Origin of the sequence: Mycolicibacterium thermoresistibile (assembly GCF_900187065.1) — a bacterium.
Lineage (GTDB): Bacteria > Actinomycetota > Actinomycetes > Mycobacteriales > Mycobacteriaceae > Mycobacterium > Mycobacterium thermoresistibile.
In genome coordinates this window covers 4418208-4432319 of sequence record NZ_LT906483.1, presented here as the reverse complement: position 1 = coordinate 4432319, position 14112 = coordinate 4418208, and the positions used below count along the sequence as shown (strand labels likewise).

Annotated in this window: 25 protein-coding genes; 23 read left to right on the top strand and 2 right to left on the bottom strand. The window is 66.6% G+C overall.

What is annotated here, in order from left to right; genetic code table 11:
- The first annotated feature begins 3 nt into the window (after positions 1-3).
- The 16 genes from CKW28_RS21010 to CKW28_RS20950 all read left to right on the top strand — a co-directional run bounded on the left by CKW28_RS21010 (position 4) and on the right by CKW28_RS20950 (position 8848).
- A complete protein-coding gene (locus CKW28_RS21010; RefSeq protein ID WP_050811956.1) occupies positions 4-891 on the top strand; it encodes a YqaJ viral recombinase family protein in 888 nt (295 codons plus the stop codon).
- Positions 888-1949, top strand: a complete 1062-nt coding sequence (locus CKW28_RS21005; protein WP_003925167.1) for a hypothetical protein — start codon at positions 888-890, stop codon at positions 1947-1949. The genes CKW28_RS21010 and CKW28_RS21005 overlap by 4 nt, the downstream gene beginning before the upstream one ends.
- A 35-nt stretch (positions 1950-1984) precedes the next feature.
- Positions 1985-2785, top strand: a complete 801-nt coding sequence (locus tag CKW28_RS24455) for a RusA family crossover junction endodeoxyribonuclease (protein ID WP_131588033.1) — start codon at positions 1985-1987, stop codon at positions 2783-2785.
- Positions 2782-3051 carry a hypothetical protein gene (locus CKW28_RS20995; protein WP_003925166.1) on the top strand — a complete coding sequence of 90 codons (270 nt, stop codon included), beginning with the start codon at positions 2782-2784 and terminating at the stop codon, positions 3049-3051. The genes CKW28_RS24455 and CKW28_RS20995 overlap by 4 nt, the downstream gene beginning before the upstream one ends.
- On the top strand, positions 3051-3290 hold the full coding sequence (locus CKW28_RS20990) for a hypothetical protein (RefSeq protein WP_061252229.1): 240 nt from the start codon (positions 3051-3053) through the stop codon (positions 3288-3290). Before CKW28_RS20995 ends, CKW28_RS20990 begins: the two co-directional genes overlap by 1 nt.
- A complete protein-coding gene (locus tag CKW28_RS20985) occupies positions 3291-3845 on the top strand; it encodes a hypothetical protein (RefSeq protein WP_003925164.1) in 555 nt (184 codons plus the stop codon).
- Positions 3842-3994 carry a hypothetical protein gene (locus tag CKW28_RS23740; RefSeq protein ID WP_003925163.1) on the top strand — a complete coding sequence of 51 codons (153 nt, stop codon included), beginning with the start codon at positions 3842-3844 and terminating at the stop codon, positions 3992-3994. Before CKW28_RS20985 ends, CKW28_RS23740 begins: the two co-directional genes overlap by 4 nt.
- Positions 3991-4251 (top strand): hypothetical protein, encoded by a 261-nt coding sequence (locus tag CKW28_RS20980; protein WP_131588032.1) that lies wholly within the window; start codon positions 3991-3993, stop codon positions 4249-4251. Before CKW28_RS23740 ends, CKW28_RS20980 begins: the two co-directional genes overlap by 4 nt.
- Positions 4248-4493: a hypothetical protein gene (locus CKW28_RS20975; RefSeq protein WP_003925161.1), complete on the top strand. Its 246-nt coding sequence runs from the start codon at positions 4248-4250 to the stop codon at positions 4491-4493. Before CKW28_RS20980 ends, CKW28_RS20975 begins: the two co-directional genes overlap by 4 nt.
- Positions 4493-4927: a hypothetical protein gene (locus tag CKW28_RS23735; RefSeq protein ID WP_131588031.1), complete on the top strand. Its 435-nt coding sequence runs from the start codon at positions 4493-4495 to the stop codon at positions 4925-4927. The genes CKW28_RS20975 and CKW28_RS23735 overlap by 1 nt, the downstream gene beginning before the upstream one ends.
- Positions 4928-5055: 128 nt before the next feature.
- The gene (locus CKW28_RS20970) at positions 5056-5241 is read left to right on the top strand and encodes a hypothetical protein (RefSeq protein ID WP_081475473.1); all 186 of its coding nucleotides are present in this window, start codon (positions 5056-5058) and stop codon (positions 5239-5241) included.
- Between the two features lie 558 nt (positions 5242-5799).
- Positions 5800-5952, top strand: coding sequence for a hypothetical protein (locus tag CKW28_RS23730; protein ID WP_003925157.1), 153 nt, complete (start codon positions 5800-5802; stop codon positions 5950-5952).
- A 77-nt stretch (positions 5953-6029) separates the two neighbouring features.
- Complete coding sequence (locus CKW28_RS20965) at positions 6030-7037, top strand: hypothetical protein (RefSeq protein ID WP_095176480.1); 1008 nt, start codon at positions 6030-6032, stop codon at positions 7035-7037.
- A 302-nt stretch (positions 7038-7339) separates the two neighbouring features.
- Positions 7340-7810: a hypothetical protein gene (locus CKW28_RS20960; RefSeq protein WP_081475472.1), complete on the top strand. Its 471-nt coding sequence runs from the start codon at positions 7340-7342 to the stop codon at positions 7808-7810.
- Positions 7807-8142, top strand: a complete 336-nt coding sequence (locus CKW28_RS20955; protein WP_003925154.1) for a hypothetical protein — start codon at positions 7807-7809, stop codon at positions 8140-8142. Before CKW28_RS20960 ends, CKW28_RS20955 begins: the two co-directional genes overlap by 4 nt.
- 133 nt (positions 8143-8275) lie before the next feature.
- Positions 8276-8848 (top strand): recombinase family protein, encoded by a 573-nt coding sequence (locus tag CKW28_RS20950; protein ID WP_003925153.1) that lies wholly within the window; start codon positions 8276-8278, stop codon positions 8846-8848.
- Positions 8849-8904: 56 nt separating this feature from the next.
- Here CKW28_RS20950 and CKW28_RS20945 read toward each other — a convergent pair whose 3' ends face one another.
- Together CKW28_RS20945 and CKW28_RS20935 are read right to left on the bottom strand one after the other, a co-directional pair.
- On the bottom strand, positions 8905-9483 hold the full coding sequence (locus tag CKW28_RS20945) for a hypothetical protein (protein WP_003925152.1): 579 nt from the start codon (positions 9481-9483) through the stop codon (positions 8905-8907).
- 470 nt (positions 9484-9953) lie between these two features.
- Complete coding sequence (locus CKW28_RS20935) at positions 9954-10196, bottom strand: hypothetical protein (protein ID WP_308210466.1); 243 nt, start codon at positions 10194-10196, stop codon at positions 9954-9956.
- Between the two features lie 199 nt (positions 10197-10395).
- Here CKW28_RS20935 and CKW28_RS20925 point away from each other — a divergent pair, with 199 nt between their 5' ends.
- From CKW28_RS20925 to CKW28_RS20905, 7 genes are all read left to right on the top strand, one after another.
- Positions 10396-10689 (top strand): CDGP domain-containing protein, encoded by a 294-nt coding sequence (locus tag CKW28_RS20925; RefSeq protein WP_003925150.1) that lies wholly within the window; start codon positions 10396-10398, stop codon positions 10687-10689.
- A 296-nt stretch (positions 10690-10985) separates the two neighbouring features.
- Positions 10986-12359 carry a terminase large subunit domain-containing protein gene (locus CKW28_RS20920; protein WP_003925149.1) on the top strand — a complete coding sequence of 458 codons (1374 nt, stop codon included), beginning with the start codon at positions 10986-10988 and terminating at the stop codon, positions 12357-12359.
- A gap of 32 nt (positions 12360-12391) precedes the next feature.
- A complete protein-coding gene (locus CKW28_RS23725) occupies positions 12392-12622 on the top strand; it encodes a hypothetical protein (protein ID WP_131588030.1) in 231 nt (76 codons plus the stop codon).
- On the top strand, positions 12622-12771 hold the full coding sequence (locus CKW28_RS23720; RefSeq protein ID WP_003925148.1) for a hypothetical protein: 150 nt from the start codon (positions 12622-12624) through the stop codon (positions 12769-12771). The genes CKW28_RS23725 and CKW28_RS23720 overlap by 1 nt, the downstream gene beginning before the upstream one ends.
- On the top strand, positions 12758-13003 hold the full coding sequence (locus tag CKW28_RS20915; RefSeq protein WP_040546634.1) for a DUF7423 domain-containing protein: 246 nt from the start codon (positions 12758-12760) through the stop codon (positions 13001-13003). The genes CKW28_RS23720 and CKW28_RS20915 overlap by 14 nt, the downstream gene beginning before the upstream one ends.
- A 130-nt stretch (positions 13004-13133) precedes the next feature.
- On the top strand, positions 13134-13655 hold the full coding sequence (locus CKW28_RS20910) for a hypothetical protein (protein WP_003925146.1): 522 nt from the start codon (positions 13134-13136) through the stop codon (positions 13653-13655).
- 52 nt (positions 13656-13707) lie between these two features.
- The gene (locus CKW28_RS20905) at positions 13708-14106 is read left to right on the top strand and encodes a DUF1360 domain-containing protein (RefSeq protein WP_040546630.1); all 399 of its coding nucleotides are present in this window, start codon (positions 13708-13710) and stop codon (positions 14104-14106) included.
- Positions 14107-14112: the final 6 nt, after the last annotated feature.

Below are 14112 nucleotides of genomic sequence, written 5' to 3'. Positions count from 1 at the left end.
ACCATGCAGCCCGGCTCGCAGGAATGGACGCAGACCATCACTCCGAGCAAGGTCGCGGCGATCCTCGGTGTCTCGCGTTGGGAATCGCCATACCGGCTGTGGCACCGCATCAAGGGCCTGGTCGACCCGGAGCCGCCGAAGGACATCTTCGACCTTGGCCACGACTTCGAGGACGCCATGGCGAACATCTGGCGCCGCGAGAACCCCGGCTGGCGGCTGTCCCGTGGTGAGGTCCAGATCCACGGCGACACCCACAAGTTCGGGTTTCCGTGCACGGCGACGATCGACCGTCGCGCCGCGCGGGGCCGGGCCCGCCGGGTCGTGGAGTTCAAAACCGCCCGCTCGCTGGAGGAATGGGGCGACGAATTCACTGACGAAGCCCCGGCCGACTACGTGGCGCAGGTGACCGCCGAGATGCTGTTCACCGGCTACACCCAGCATCCGGCGCACCTGATGGTGTTGGGCCCCTATTTCAAGGCCCACACCTACGTCATCGAGTTCGACCAGCAGGTCGCGGACTGGATCGTGCAGCGCTGCCGCGAGTTCTGGGAATCGCTGCAGGGCGACGAGCCGCCGCTGCTGGACGATTCGGTCGCCACCTACGAGTGCGTGCGGGAGCTGCACCCCGACATCGACGGCAGCACCGTGCAATACGACCTCGACGCCGCAGCGGAGTTGCTGCACTTGGCCGCCGAGCATAAGGACCTCGAACGGCAGTTGCGGGGCGCCAAGACCCGGCTGCTGGACGTCATGGGCAACGCCCAATACGCCGAGGCGGCCGGCGTTCGGATCGCGGACCGCCGCCCGCACAGCCGCGGCGGGGTCGCGCTCTCGCTCGCCCACAAGAACATCGACCAGATCACCGAACGAGCACAGGAGATGTCTGCATGAACGAAATCGCCGCCACCAGCACCGGCGCCGCGCCGACCGATTCCGAGATCGAGGTGCTGCCCCCGGCCCGGCCGATGGCCTCCGAGTCGATCGGGCAGCTGATGCAGCACGCCCAGGCCATGAGCGCCGCCAAACAGCTCGGTGACGCGCTGTCCCAGACCGACATGGTGCCCAAGGACTACAAGGGCAAGCCTGCCAACGCCGCGGCGGCGATCCTCTACGGCGCCGAGTTGGGCCTGAACCCGATCCAGTCTCTGCAGCAGGTCTTCGTGGTGCACGGGCAGCCCGCGATCTACGCCCGCACCGCGGTCGCGCTGGTCAAACGCGCCGGGGTCGTCGTCGAGACCGTGTCGTCCACCGACGAGGCGGTGACAGTGCGGGCCACGGATCCGCGGACCGGGCAGGTGGAGGAATCGACCTGGGATATCCCGCGCGCCAAGCGAGCCGGGTACACGTCTAACAAGAAGTACGAGACCGATCCGCAGGCGATGCTGTACGCGAAGGCGGCGATGGAGGTGTGCCGCCGGATCGCACCGGACGTGCTGCTCGGTATCCCGTATGCGCGCGAGGAGTTGGAGCTGGAGCTGGCGCAGCAGCAGCCCATGCGGGTGCGATCGGAGCGCGGCGGCCGCGGATTGGCCGCCCTGCGGCAACAGGCTCAGCAGGGTCAGGGCGGCGCCGACGCCGCGCCGGAGCTTGAGGCCGGCCGGCCGCCCGAGCAGCCCACCGAGCCAGCGGAGCAGCAGGCGCAGGAGGAGCCAGCAGCGAGCGGCATGTCGGAAACCACCCGGAAGAAGTGGCTGAACCGCATGTTTGCGCTCCTGGCCGAGGGGGACTGCCCTGACAAAGAGGACCAGCTGACCGTCATCACCGCGCTGGCTGGCCGCATGCCGCAGGACCGGCCGGAGCACCGCGACGCCATCACCGACGACGAGTTGCGCACGGTCGTCACCGCGCTCAACGCGGCCAGCAAGGAAGGTCGGTTGGGCGAGGTTGTCACCGACCTGATCCAGGCCGAAGTGCTGCGCATGGCCGAGGCCGACGAGGCGGCGCGGTGACCGGCCAAGCGGCGACTCGGTCGGACGTGGACCGGATGCTCGACATGTTCTCAGCGCTCGGGCTCGGAGAGACCGCCAACACCCAGTACATGATCACGATTCCAGGTGCGCCGTGGTCGAAAGCCCGGCCTCGGTTCGCTCGCAACGGTCATGTCTACTCGAGGTCGGAGGACCTGGACGCGGAGAAGCGCACAGCGGCATATCTGCGCCGCGCCGTGCGGGAGCCGTTCACCGGCAATGTCGGGTTGGCGTGTCTGTTCTTCCGGCCGAACCGGCAGCGCATCGACGTAGACAATCTGCTCAAGCATGTGTGCGACGCCGCCAACGGGATCCTGTGGCTGGATGATTCCCAGTGCACCGCGCTCATGGGTGTTGTCGAGCTGGACGCCGAACGGCCACGGACTGTCGTCGTCGTTGGGGAGCACATCAGCACGCTTAAGCGTGGCAGCGACGATTCGGTGCCATGCAGATCCTGCGGGAAGCTTGTCGGTAGAGGTTCACGAGCGCGTGATCAGCCGCCAAAAACGTGTTCGCGTGCATGTCGCCAAAAGTCCCTCGGTTACCCCGATTTAGCGGAACTGGTGCCATGCGGGCACTGCGGTCGGCGCTACCGGCGCCGAGTACGTACGCAGAAGTTCTGTGGCGAGGGATGCCGCGTTGATTCGCGGCGTAACGCGCGAAAAGCGGCATCCGCGCCGTTCTCGCGATGCGCTGATTGCGGCAAGGAGTTGACGCACAGGCGTGGGGGACGGTGCCGCGACTGTTGGAAGGCCGATGTGCGGGCACGTAAGCGGTCCGCCGGCGTGAACATCCGAGTGGAAGGCGAACTGGCATGAACCGACGTCCGATCTATGTTGACCAGCGCGAGAACCGCAAGGGCGACTTCTGGTACGCGGTGCGCGGCGCGAACGGCGAGACCGTGCTGACGTCGAAGATGTACCGACAGCGATGGCGCGCCGTCCGGGCGGCGCGCGCGTTCATCACGTCGATCGCACCCGCCCCGGTGTCGTTCACCTACTGGTCGGGTCCGACCCCGGCCAGCGTGAAGGCTGGCACCAGCCGCGGCAAGCTCATCCAACACACCGAGCGGGTGCGGTGCTGATGTTGACATGGACCGCTCACGACGACATCGCCGGCGCGATCACCTCGGTAGGGGTGCGAGGCGTGTACACGATCCAGAAGGTGGGCCCGGCGTGGCACCTGTCCGGTGTTGGTCATGACGGGCTGTGGATGCCCGGGCTGCCGCCTGGCGGGCAGATCCTCGGCTCGCTCGAGCTGGCGCAGACCTACGCGCAGCGCGTTGACGCCCGGCCCGCCCCCGCCGAAGTGAGCGGAGGGTAAGTGGGGTCTGTCGTGATGCTCACGTTGGATCAGCGGTGGCTGCTGATGACGATGGGTGGCTGGCAGATCGTCGACGCGCTCATCGGCCCCGGCGGCGTGAGCCATCTGATGCAGTCCCGGTGGGGTGGCTTCCGGCAGAAGCCCATACCGGGTGCGCCGGCGTGGATGACCAGCTGGTTCACCGGGAATGGCCGGATCGTGTCCCCCTATGGGCGTGGTGTTGAGCCTCGGGTGGCCGTGACGGCGGCGCAGATCGACCGGTACGCCACGACCATCCCGGATGAGATCAAGGACCAGTTGCGGGACATCCGCGCGCAGTCGACCGCGAACGCTGTGCTGCGTGGCCGGTTCTGCGGCTGCGGTTCGAAGCCGTGCGGATACGCCTACATGGGGGATCGGATCTGCCCGCCGACCGAGCGGCAGGAAAGCGACGCCCGAGCCGACTACTTGCGGATTCGCGCTTACGAGAAGGTGTATCTCGCGAAAGCGTTGCGCCTCACCGCCCACGACCTCGAACCGTCCGGGCAGCTCGACCTATTCGAGGCGGCCCTATGACGGCCCGGATCATCCATCAGCGCACCGGCCGCACGGTCGCCGTGTTCGACACCTACGAGGAAGCCGGCCACTACCGCGCTGAACTGCGCCGCCAGGTGCCGCCGGATCAGCCATGCCCCTACGCCATCCGAACCGAGGAGGACCGGTGAGCGGTGCTGATCGGAAGGCAGCTTTCCTAGTGGTGGCGTATTCGGCGAAGTTCGCCGCCGACACCCTCTATGTGGAGCCGCCCCGGCCGCTTCAGCCAACAGACGACAACCTGCGGCGTGTACTCGGGCAGTGTGTGCGCCCGCCACGTGAACACCATCTGCCGCTGATACGGCAGCAGTTCCTACGTGACTACGGCAAAGCGCTGGAACGCATCACCGCTATCCATGAGCCCGGACTGTTCGAGGTGACGCCATGACCGCGCAGTTGGCTTTGTTCGGTGACGACTCCCTACCAGTCGACAGTGGCACGCATGTTCAGGTGGCGGTTGTGTTCACGGCGCAAGGTGGGCCGAACAAGGGCGAGCGGGTGTATCAGCCGCAAACCCGGCATCACACCCGGGAATGGCTGGACTGGTACGCCACCGAACACCTACCACCCCAGGCGAACGCCCGCCTGATGCAACGCCAAATCACCATCAGCGAATGGGAGGAAATCTGATGCGTAGCTACGACGAGGTCATAGCTTCGGCGCGGGACGAGGCGCCGTTCTCGAATGGAACCGAAGGTTACGGCTGGATGGAGAACTGGTGCTACCGGCCTTGCATGAATCCGGTAGAGGTGGCTTGGCGGCGTTACGAGAACGGTGAGCGCAAGACTCCACCCAAGGACTATCCCGGCGGCTGCCCGCTTATACAAGCCGCGCTGCTCGGTAAGACGCCTGTTGAGTGGATTGACCAGTGGGGCGGCACAGGCCCGTATCCGATCGCGGATCGGTTCCACTGTATCGAGTTTCGCGGTCCTGACGGCGGCAGCGGTGAGCCGCGACCACGCCCCGACCCGCCAGGGATGGACGGATTGTTTGAGCGGCCCGAGCGGGCGGTGCGGATGCTGGCGCAGCCGCACGAGGCGCGTGAGGCGGTCCCGGTGCCATGACTCAGCGCGAAGCCTCAATCCTGGACGAGCTTGATGAGCTGGAGCTGCTTGATGGCTAAGGACTACGCCACGATCAACCTCGCGATCTGGGGCGACGACTACTCAATGAACAACCAGAGGAAGACGACATGGAACAGCCAACAGCGGTAATCGCAGATGCCATCGCCGGGTTCATGCCTGAGGGCGACGGCGGTCAGGACGGGCTGGCCAACCTCGGCAATGCGCACCAGATCAAGGCCGCGCTTCGTGCCGCAGGCTACGTCATCGTGCGTGTCGCTGACATCGCGTTCGAAGGGCGCGACACTAACGGATAGCCGCGGATGAGGCGATCGAATTGGTGACATCCGCCCACAGCAATCTCTGGCGACTGGGATCGGCCGGTGCCCGGTGTCTAAGGAAAGCAAGCCGCGGGACCGCTGGCACCAGCTCCACACGTCCGCCCACGACCGCCCGAAAACGTTCTGCCCCGGCTGCGGCTACTACCGCACCGCCAACGGCCACCACCGCGCCGACTGCACCAACCCACAGGCCGATGAATAACCGCCCGCCCCGCCCGCTGTTCACGCCAGCCGAATGCCGGCGCCTCGGCCGCTGCACCACATGTGGCTGGCACCCGAAAACCCAGCAACACCACCCGAACTGCCCGCGCCGACGGAAGGGGAAACGGTGACCGACTGCCCAACCCCCGACAAACGCGCATTCCGATCGGCCGCCGCGGCACGCCGATTCTGGCGCCGCTCCTATATCCGCACCGGGAAACACCGCCTCCACCCATACCGCTGCCCCGGCTGCGACCACTGGCACCTCACCCACCAAACCCCCGCCGAGCAGCGCGCAATCGCTGCCCGCATCGCACGAAAGGCCAGAACCCCATGAGCGACGAAAACCGCTGTCCCGACGAAACCGTCGGCCACTGCAACCACCACGACGACCACGCCTGGGTCCACGACTGCACGCACACACCCGGCCATGTCGGGCCGCACGAATGCGACTGCGGACACACCTGGACCACCGCCGACGACTAGCCGACCACTAGCCGACCACCGGAACCACCCCGCACCACCCCGCACCACCCCCACCTACAGCGCCAGGAGCACCAGCCGTGAGCACACGCGAATACGCGAAAAACCTCTTCGCACAGTGGTCCGACGAAGACTTCTGCAACCAGCCGATCTTCGACAAGCTGCTGTTCCAAGTCATCTGCGGCCAGCGCACCGTCAACACCGCTGGCGTGTTCCCCATCAACTACACCCGCTGGCGCAAAGCCATGCGCGACGGCGACCAAGAACCCACAGACGCCCAGCTCACCGAGGCCCTGCACCGCATGGAGCAGCGCCGCTTCATCTACATCGACGAAAACACCGGCGAAGGACTCATCCGCTCCCGCGTCCGCCGCGACGAACTCGACAAACAACCCACCGTGCTGCTGTCCGCGCTACGCATCATGGCCGCCTTCGACTCCCCGAAATTCGCGGCCGTCATGCTCACCGAACTCGACCGCATCAGCCTGCCCACCATCACCAGCACCACCGACAAAGCCAACCGGCTACGCGCCAACCTCAAGTCCGCCTGGGACACCGCACGCGCCCACCTCCAGGCACTCGCCCAACACTACGAACAACCCTCCCAGCTAGACCCTCTCGAGACCCTCTCGAGACCCTCTCCAGAGGGTCCCGTTTCCCCAGGTCGGCAAGACCCTCTCGAGACCCTCTCGAGACCCTCTCCAGAGGGTCCCAATTCTGTTTCTGGTTCCGGTTCTGGTTCCGGTTCCTCACCTTCCGTAGGTGGTTACGTGGAGAGGGTCGCCGCCAACACCGACCACAACGGCCACCCCCAGCCCACCCCCGCCCACAACGAACCCCCACCCGAAACCTGCCCAAAACACACCGACCACCCCGACCCACCCCCATGCGGAGCCTGCGCCGCACACCGCAAACGCCGCGAACGCTGGGACCGCGAACACACCACCCGCCGCCGCGACACACTCACCGAATTCTGGAACCAAGTCCGCGACTGCCCCGAATGCGACCAAGACGGATTCATCGACAACCCCACCGGCGACGCCCTCACCCGCTGCCCCCTCCACGACTGGAATGCCATCCATGCCTGACCAATACGGCGACCCACGCCCCGGCCGCGACACACCCCCCGAACCCGAAACCGACTACGCCGCCACCGCCAAACGCGGCATGAACCCCATCCGCCAAAACCATGGGCCGGCACCGTGACGAAACCCGTGACGAAACACCACCCCGCTACCAACACACCCTCAGAAGGCGCCCAAAACCCGCCAAAACGCAACACAGCGCCAACAAGCCACCCCCAAACACACACCCACCACCCCGCAAACACCAACCAACACAACCCCACAACCCACACACCCAGCACCCACCACAACCAAAATCCCAAAACATGCCACCCGTCATGGACCGAAAATCCAGCAGAGCCCGCGCCGAAAACGCCTGGCGACTCCGCGTCCGCGGCAGACTCTGGCGCGAAATCGCCGAAGAACTCGGCTACCGCTCACCCCGCTCCGCGCAGAAAGCCGTCGAAGACTTCCTCGCTCGCACACCACCCACCGACGCCGAGACCCTCCGCCGCGCAATGGGCGACGGACTGACCATGATCCGCCAAAAACTCCTCGACGCCCTCGACGCAGCCGAAGAGGCCGGCGACCACCAGGCCGTCGCCACCCTCGGCCGCGCCGCCGCCGACACCATCGAGAAACAGGCCAAACTGGCCGGACTGCACATCGCGATCCCCCAGCAGATCGAGCTCAACGTCCGATCCGCTGCCGCGGTCCTCGAACGCGCCGAGCAAGAGCTGCTCGCCATCGCCCAGCAGCCACAGTCCGAGATCGTCGACGCCGAGGTCGTTGAGTGAGCGCCCAGCAAGCCGCGATCAAGTCCGCCATGGCCGTGGCGCGCGACGTCGCCGAGGGGCGACTCCAGCCTGACCAGCTCGACGCCCTGGCCGCCGACGAGTGCCGGGCGCTGTTCGGCACGGTGGTCGGCGCCGGGGACGCGCTGTGGGAGCTGCACGTCGATGTTGCGCGTCAGGTGCTCGCGCTCGGCGGTGTGCCGGCCAACGAGCTGGCGGAGTGGTTGGCGGTGACGCGAGCCGCCGAAGCCGAAGCGGAGCCGGAGGCGGAGGTCGGTGGGTCGTGGATTGAGCGGGCGCTCGCGCAGCTGGGCGACGGCGACGAGGACGGCTGAGCGTCTATCTGGGGCGTGCCCGTGGTGGACGGTCGATGACGCTGTGTATCGCGTATATCTGAAATCTGCTGCGCATTGTTAGACAGTCATCTACTCTGGTTTAAGAACCTACTTAGACAGAACGGGGTGAAAGATGACCGGCCAGCTCGTCGGCTACATCCGCGTCTCAACGCTCGACCAGAACACCGAACGCCAACTCGACGGCATCGACCTCGACAAAGTGTTCACCGACAAAGCCAGCGGCAAGGACACCAACCGGCCGGCGCTCGACGAGTGCCTCCGCTACGTCCGCGAAGGCGACACCCTCATCGTCCACAGCATGGACCGGCTCGCCCGGTCGCTGCCGGACCTGCGCCGCCTGGTCGATGAGTTGACCGCTCGCGGCGTCGCAGTTCGGTTCGTCAAAGAGGGGCTGACGTTCACCCGCGATGAGTCCGATCCGTGCTCAGTGCTGATGCTGTCGGTGATGGGCGCGGTCGCCGAGTTCGAGCGGTCGCTGATGCTGCAACGCCAACGTGAGGGCATCGCGATCGCGAAGGCCAAGGGCGTGTACAAGGGCCGCAAGCCGGCACTGTCCGATGCCCAGGCCGCCGAGGTCGCTCAGCGGCTGTCGGCTGGCGAGTCGGCGACGGAGCTGGCCCGCGAGTACGGCGTCAGCCGAGCGACGGTCTACAACGTGAGAAACCGTGCGAGGGGCGCGGCGTGATGACTGACGAGCCGATCGAGACCCAGCGGTGGACTGACTGGCCGGCGGCGGCAACGTCACAGCCCGAGTAGGATGCCCGCAAAGCTGAGTCCGGTGCCTGCGACGACGAGGGCGGCGCCGATGATCGCCACGCAGAAGTCGCGGGCTGCGACGAGATTCTGCGCCTCGGCGATTTCTTCTTTGACTTCTTCTTTGACGGCGCCGATGGTTGCATAGATCGGTCCGGTGTCGACCCTGATGGCAGCGATGGCCTGCTGAGTTTGTCGCAGGTTGTCGTAGAGCTGGGTGATGTCGTTCCAGATGGTTTCCAGTTGTTTCTCGGCGGTGCCGCCGCGGATCCGTGGGGTGTACATACCAGCTCTTGCGTCCATGGTGACGTCGACGTCGACGCCGACGGTGAACGACGCCTTGTGTGGCTCCTGGGGGCTGATGTCGTAGGCGTCGGCCATTCGATCGACCACCTGCTGGATGCGGGCGAGCAAAGCCTGTGGTAGTTCACGCACGCCCTGGAGGAATCTTTGGAAGCGGTCATCGGTGCGTTTCAGTCCGCTGGCGATCCCCGCGGCGGTGATGATCGCGCCGAGCAGGGTCAGGCCGGCGCCTGCAAGTTGGAGGCATCCGCTGAGTTGTGCCATGGGTCTCCTCTGCGTTCGTCGAGTAGTTGATCGATCATGGCTGGATTTGGCGGTGGTCCGCCGGCGTTTCGGCACGCGTGACGGATGGCGGCGATGAGGCGGAGTTCGGCGTCGATGGTTTCGTGGTCGCGCATGCCGGGTTTGACTCAGCGCCCGGGTGTTGGGTTCCCCGGTACCTCTCGGATTGTCGCACTGCGGGGTTATGTTGGCGTTTGCTGCGGCAGGGCGTCGCGGCGGAAAGGAGGACAACGTGGCCGATTCGGAGAACCTCGAGACGCAGGCCCGGGAGGCACTGCTGAAGGCGATCGCCAATAAGGCGTCGGCTGCTAATTGCACGCAGCTCGAGCAGTTGGCGACTGCATTAGCCATGACGTTGGGCGCGAATCGTGGGCGGTTGCCTGGCTATAGGCCGTCGTCATCGTAGCGGCGACTTGAGGGGGCCCGGCCGGGTTGGTCGGGCCCCCTTTGCGTCAGTGGAGGTCGGTGCGGGCGCCGCGGCCGGGGCGGGTGGCGTTCCATTGGTCGATGGTTTCGCGGGTCCAGCCGCGGACGGTGCCGCGTGGGATGGTGCCGTCTTCGTTGATGGGGCCGACGATGACGTCGGGTTCGGGCAGCTTGTATCGGCCCATGGCGCTGGGTGTCACGCCGATACGTTCGGCGAACTGCGCCTGGTTCAGGTAGTGGCGTGGTTTGCGGGTGCTCATCGTGCCCATCCGCGGATGATGCGGTTGCCGAGTTGGGCGGCGACGAGGGTGGCGTAGGCGGCCCACATCCACCAGGGGAGGCCGATGGTGGCGTGGAGTGCTGTGAGGATCGCTCCGGTGGCGGCGGTGGCTGCCTTTTGGAGGGTTAAGTTCGGCGCAATCCGAGAATTGCCCACCTGGCCGGAGAGGGCCTGGTTATGGTTCGCCCATGCGTGTGGGTTTGATGTTTGCCAGCGCCGCGGCGTTGGCGTTCGGTCTGACGGCGGCTGGGCCGGCTCTGGCGGTGCCGGGTGATCCGATGCCGGGTTGTGAGACGCAGGTGTTCGCGAACTGGTGTGATGGGCCGATCCGTGAGGACGGGTCGTGGAAGCGGTGCCTGTTCGCGCATGGCCAGTATGGGGGTGGCGTGTACACGCCACCGGTTCAGAACTGTTTCATCGTGCCCGGCCCGGATCGGATTCCGCCGTTGCCGCTGGGGCAGCCGCCGTATCACATCGACTGATCACCCTGTGCTGCGACGCTCGGTGTCGTGGATGCTCAAGTTCGTTGCGCGGCCTGCGTGGGCGTATGGGTTGGTGCTGTGTCGGCGTTGCGGGTGGATGAGCCGTCGGGGCGGGCGGTCTGCCCGCGGTGTGGCGGGACGGACACGTTCACGCAGCCGGCTGCTGGTCGGTCTGGTGGCGGTGTGCGGTGAGTGTCGCGCTGCTGGTGGCGGCCCGGTATGTCCGGGCTCGGCGGGCTGGTAGGTGGCCTGGGTCGCCGGCTGAGTTGGCGCGCCGTCTGGATCCGCGGTTCAACGTGACGCCGACGATCCGGCTGCTGAGTGATTTGGCGGTGCGGGCGGTCAGGCAGCGGAATCAGCGTGACATTGTGAACACGCCACCGCGGACGGGGAAGAGCAAGCTGTTGGCGGTGTGGCTGCCGGTGTGGGCGTTGGGTGAGGACCCGGATATGCAGATCGTGATCATTTCGAATGGTGACGATCTGGCGCAGGAGCATTCGCGTGAGGTGCGGGAGATCATCCGGGAGCATTCGGGTTTTCTGGGATACCGGATCGCGCAGGATAAGACGGCGGTTGGACGGTGGCGGGTGGAGGGGCGTCGTGGCGGCATGCTGGCGGCGGGTATCAACTCGGGTGTGGTGGGGTTTGGCGCGGATCTGATGATCATTGATGACCCGGTGAAGGATGCGGCGCAGGCGGATTCGGCGGCGCATCGGCGGCGGGTGCTGAATGAGTATCAGGGGTCGTTGTCGACGCGTGTGCACCCGGGCGGCAGCGTGTTTTTGGTGATGACGCGTTGGCATCAGCAGGATTTGGCGGGGTCGTTGTTGGAGTTGGAGCCGGACCGGTGGCGTGCGACGAATGTGCCGGCGGTGTCGGAGCCGGGTGTGCCGGACGCGTTGGGCCGGCCGCCGGGGGTGACGATGGTGTCGGCGTTGGGGTTTACGCCGAGGGATTTTGAGGATCGGCGCCGCTCGGTGGGGGAGCGGATGTGGTGGGCGCAGTATCAGGGGGTGCCGTCTTCGCCGGAGGGCGGGCTGGTGAAGCGGGAGTGGTTGAACGCGTGGCGGTTGAAGGTTGCGCCGCAGAATCCGGTGTTGACGGTAGTGGGGGTGGATCCGTCGGATTCGGGTTCGGGTGATGCGTGCGGGCTGGTGGCGGCGTCGTTGATGCCGGATGGTGTGCGGGTGTTGATTGCGGATAAGTCGGCGCCGATGACGTCGGATGAGTGGGCGCGGGCCGCGGTGGACCTGGCGGTCGAGGTGGGGGCGTCGGAGATTGCGGTGGAGGCGTTCGCGGCGCGGGAGACCTATACGCGGGTGGTTCGGGAGGCGTTGCGGCGGGCTCGGGTGGATTGGCCGATCAGGGTGTCGGGGTGGCCGCCGAAGGGCCGGGCGCGGGTGGGTGATGCGGTGGCGCGTTCGAGTGCGCTGTTGCAGGGGTTGGAGACGGGGATGGCGCGGCTGGCTGGCTATTTCCCGGATTTCGAGGAGGCCGCTGTCGGGTGGTTGGCGGGTCGGCATCAGCCGGACTCGCTGGCGGCGCTGGTGGTCGCTGATGACGTGTTGTTGAACTCGCGGGGCCGGTCGTGGGAGTTGGCGGCGCCGGTCGGGGTGGCTGGCGGGTCGGTGACGTCGGTGGATGATTGGATGCGCCGCAAAGTTGGGTGAACCCGGTCACTGCCAGGTCGTAGTCTGCTGGTATGGCCTCGGAACCTGATTTACGTGCTATCCGTCGTCGGTCGTGGTCGGGTGATCCGCCAGCAAAGCAGCCGCCGCCCGCGCCGCGCCCGCCTGTGTCGATTCGTGAGCTGGTGGACGCGTTAACCGAGCTGGCCGAGCGGGTTGGCTGGGATGCGCCAGTGGAGGGGCGTGACGGCGACCCGGTGCAGGTGGTCGATGCCGGCGATGGCCGCGGGGTCGGGGTGTTCTGATGTGTGGTCCGCGGTGGGCGGTGGCTGAGTGTCTGCACGAGCATGTCTACGAGGGTGTCCGCCAGGTGAATCTTGCCGGCGAGGTGCTGCGTGACGATCCGGCCGAGTGCGCGGATTGCGGACTGGTATTCGGCGATGACCGCCCCTGAATCACGGTTGGCCGCGTTGCCGGATGCGGCGATCGGTTTGGCGTTGGGGATGTCGGTGGCGCAGCCGGACGCTCGGCACGCTGGGCGGGTGTCGGTGCTCATTGATGAGCTGCGGCGCCGCGGTGTATTCGACGCGGTGATGGCGGCGTTGGATCCGGAGCTGGCGCAGTCGATCCGGTTGCTCGACTCGGTGGATAGGGGGCAGCGGTGGGCGCAGACCGGCCGCCACTGAGGGTGGGCGGCGGCACAGCTGCGGTAACGGTTCGGTAGCAGCGGGTTTCGTCCCTTCTGTCCCGGTCAGATCGCGTGTCTACCGTGGGGGTTGTGGGACGCTGGGTTCTCCTGGTCGCTGGTGGTTGGCTGTGACGGCGCCGGATCGGTGGGAGCCTGACGAGCAGCTCGTCGCGGCGGTGATGTCCAGCCCGAAGGCGTCGCGGCGGATGACTGAACTCGCTGACCCGGACCGTTGCTGGCTGGTCGCGGGCCTGACGTTGGCGGGGATGACCGCGCAGGACATCGCGGACCGCACCGGCTGCTCACTGCGGCTGATTCGGGCGATCCGTGCCGAACCGATGACCCAGGTGTGCGTGTACGCCCACCAACAGGTCGGTGCGCTCTCAGATTCGTTGCGCGGCGAGCAGATCGACCACGCGGCCACCCGGCTTGAGTTGGCGCGGGCCCGGGACGAAGCCGATCGGCTACGGATGCAGGTGGATCAGCTGCTCGACGCGTTGACGACGGACGGCCGGATCGAGACGTTTCCGCGGTGTGGGCATCCGAAGGTGCGATATAACGTCTACGCGCATCGCGGCAAGAAGTATTGCCGGGAGTGCCGGCGGAACTGGCAGGCGCAGCACCGAGCAGCCCGACGCGCAGCGGGATAGTTACCGGGTAACTATGGTTGCGTTGCACGGCAACGGTTTACCGTCTGCGGCCATGGGTTTCACGATCCTCGTTCTCGTCATCTACGTCCTGGCAGTCGCCCGGCTGGTGCGGCTGGTGAACTTCGACACGGTGCTGGATCCGGTGCGGGTGCTCATTGCCCGCCGGGCCGCCCTGGCCGATCGTGCGGCGGCCGAGGCAGGGGATGCTGGCCGGGAGGCCAGCGCCGAACTGTACCGCCGTCGCGCCGGCCGCTGGAACACGCTGGCGTACTTCGTCGCATGCCCCTGGTGCGTGGGGTTCTGGCTGGCGCTGGCGACCGCGCCCATCCCGGTCGGGATCATGGGGTGGCCGTGGTGGGCGGTGTTCGGTGTCGCACTGGCAGCCAGCCACGTGGTGGGGTTGATGGCGCCGCTCTCGGCTGATGAAGAGATCGAGATCGTCGAGGCGTAAACACCC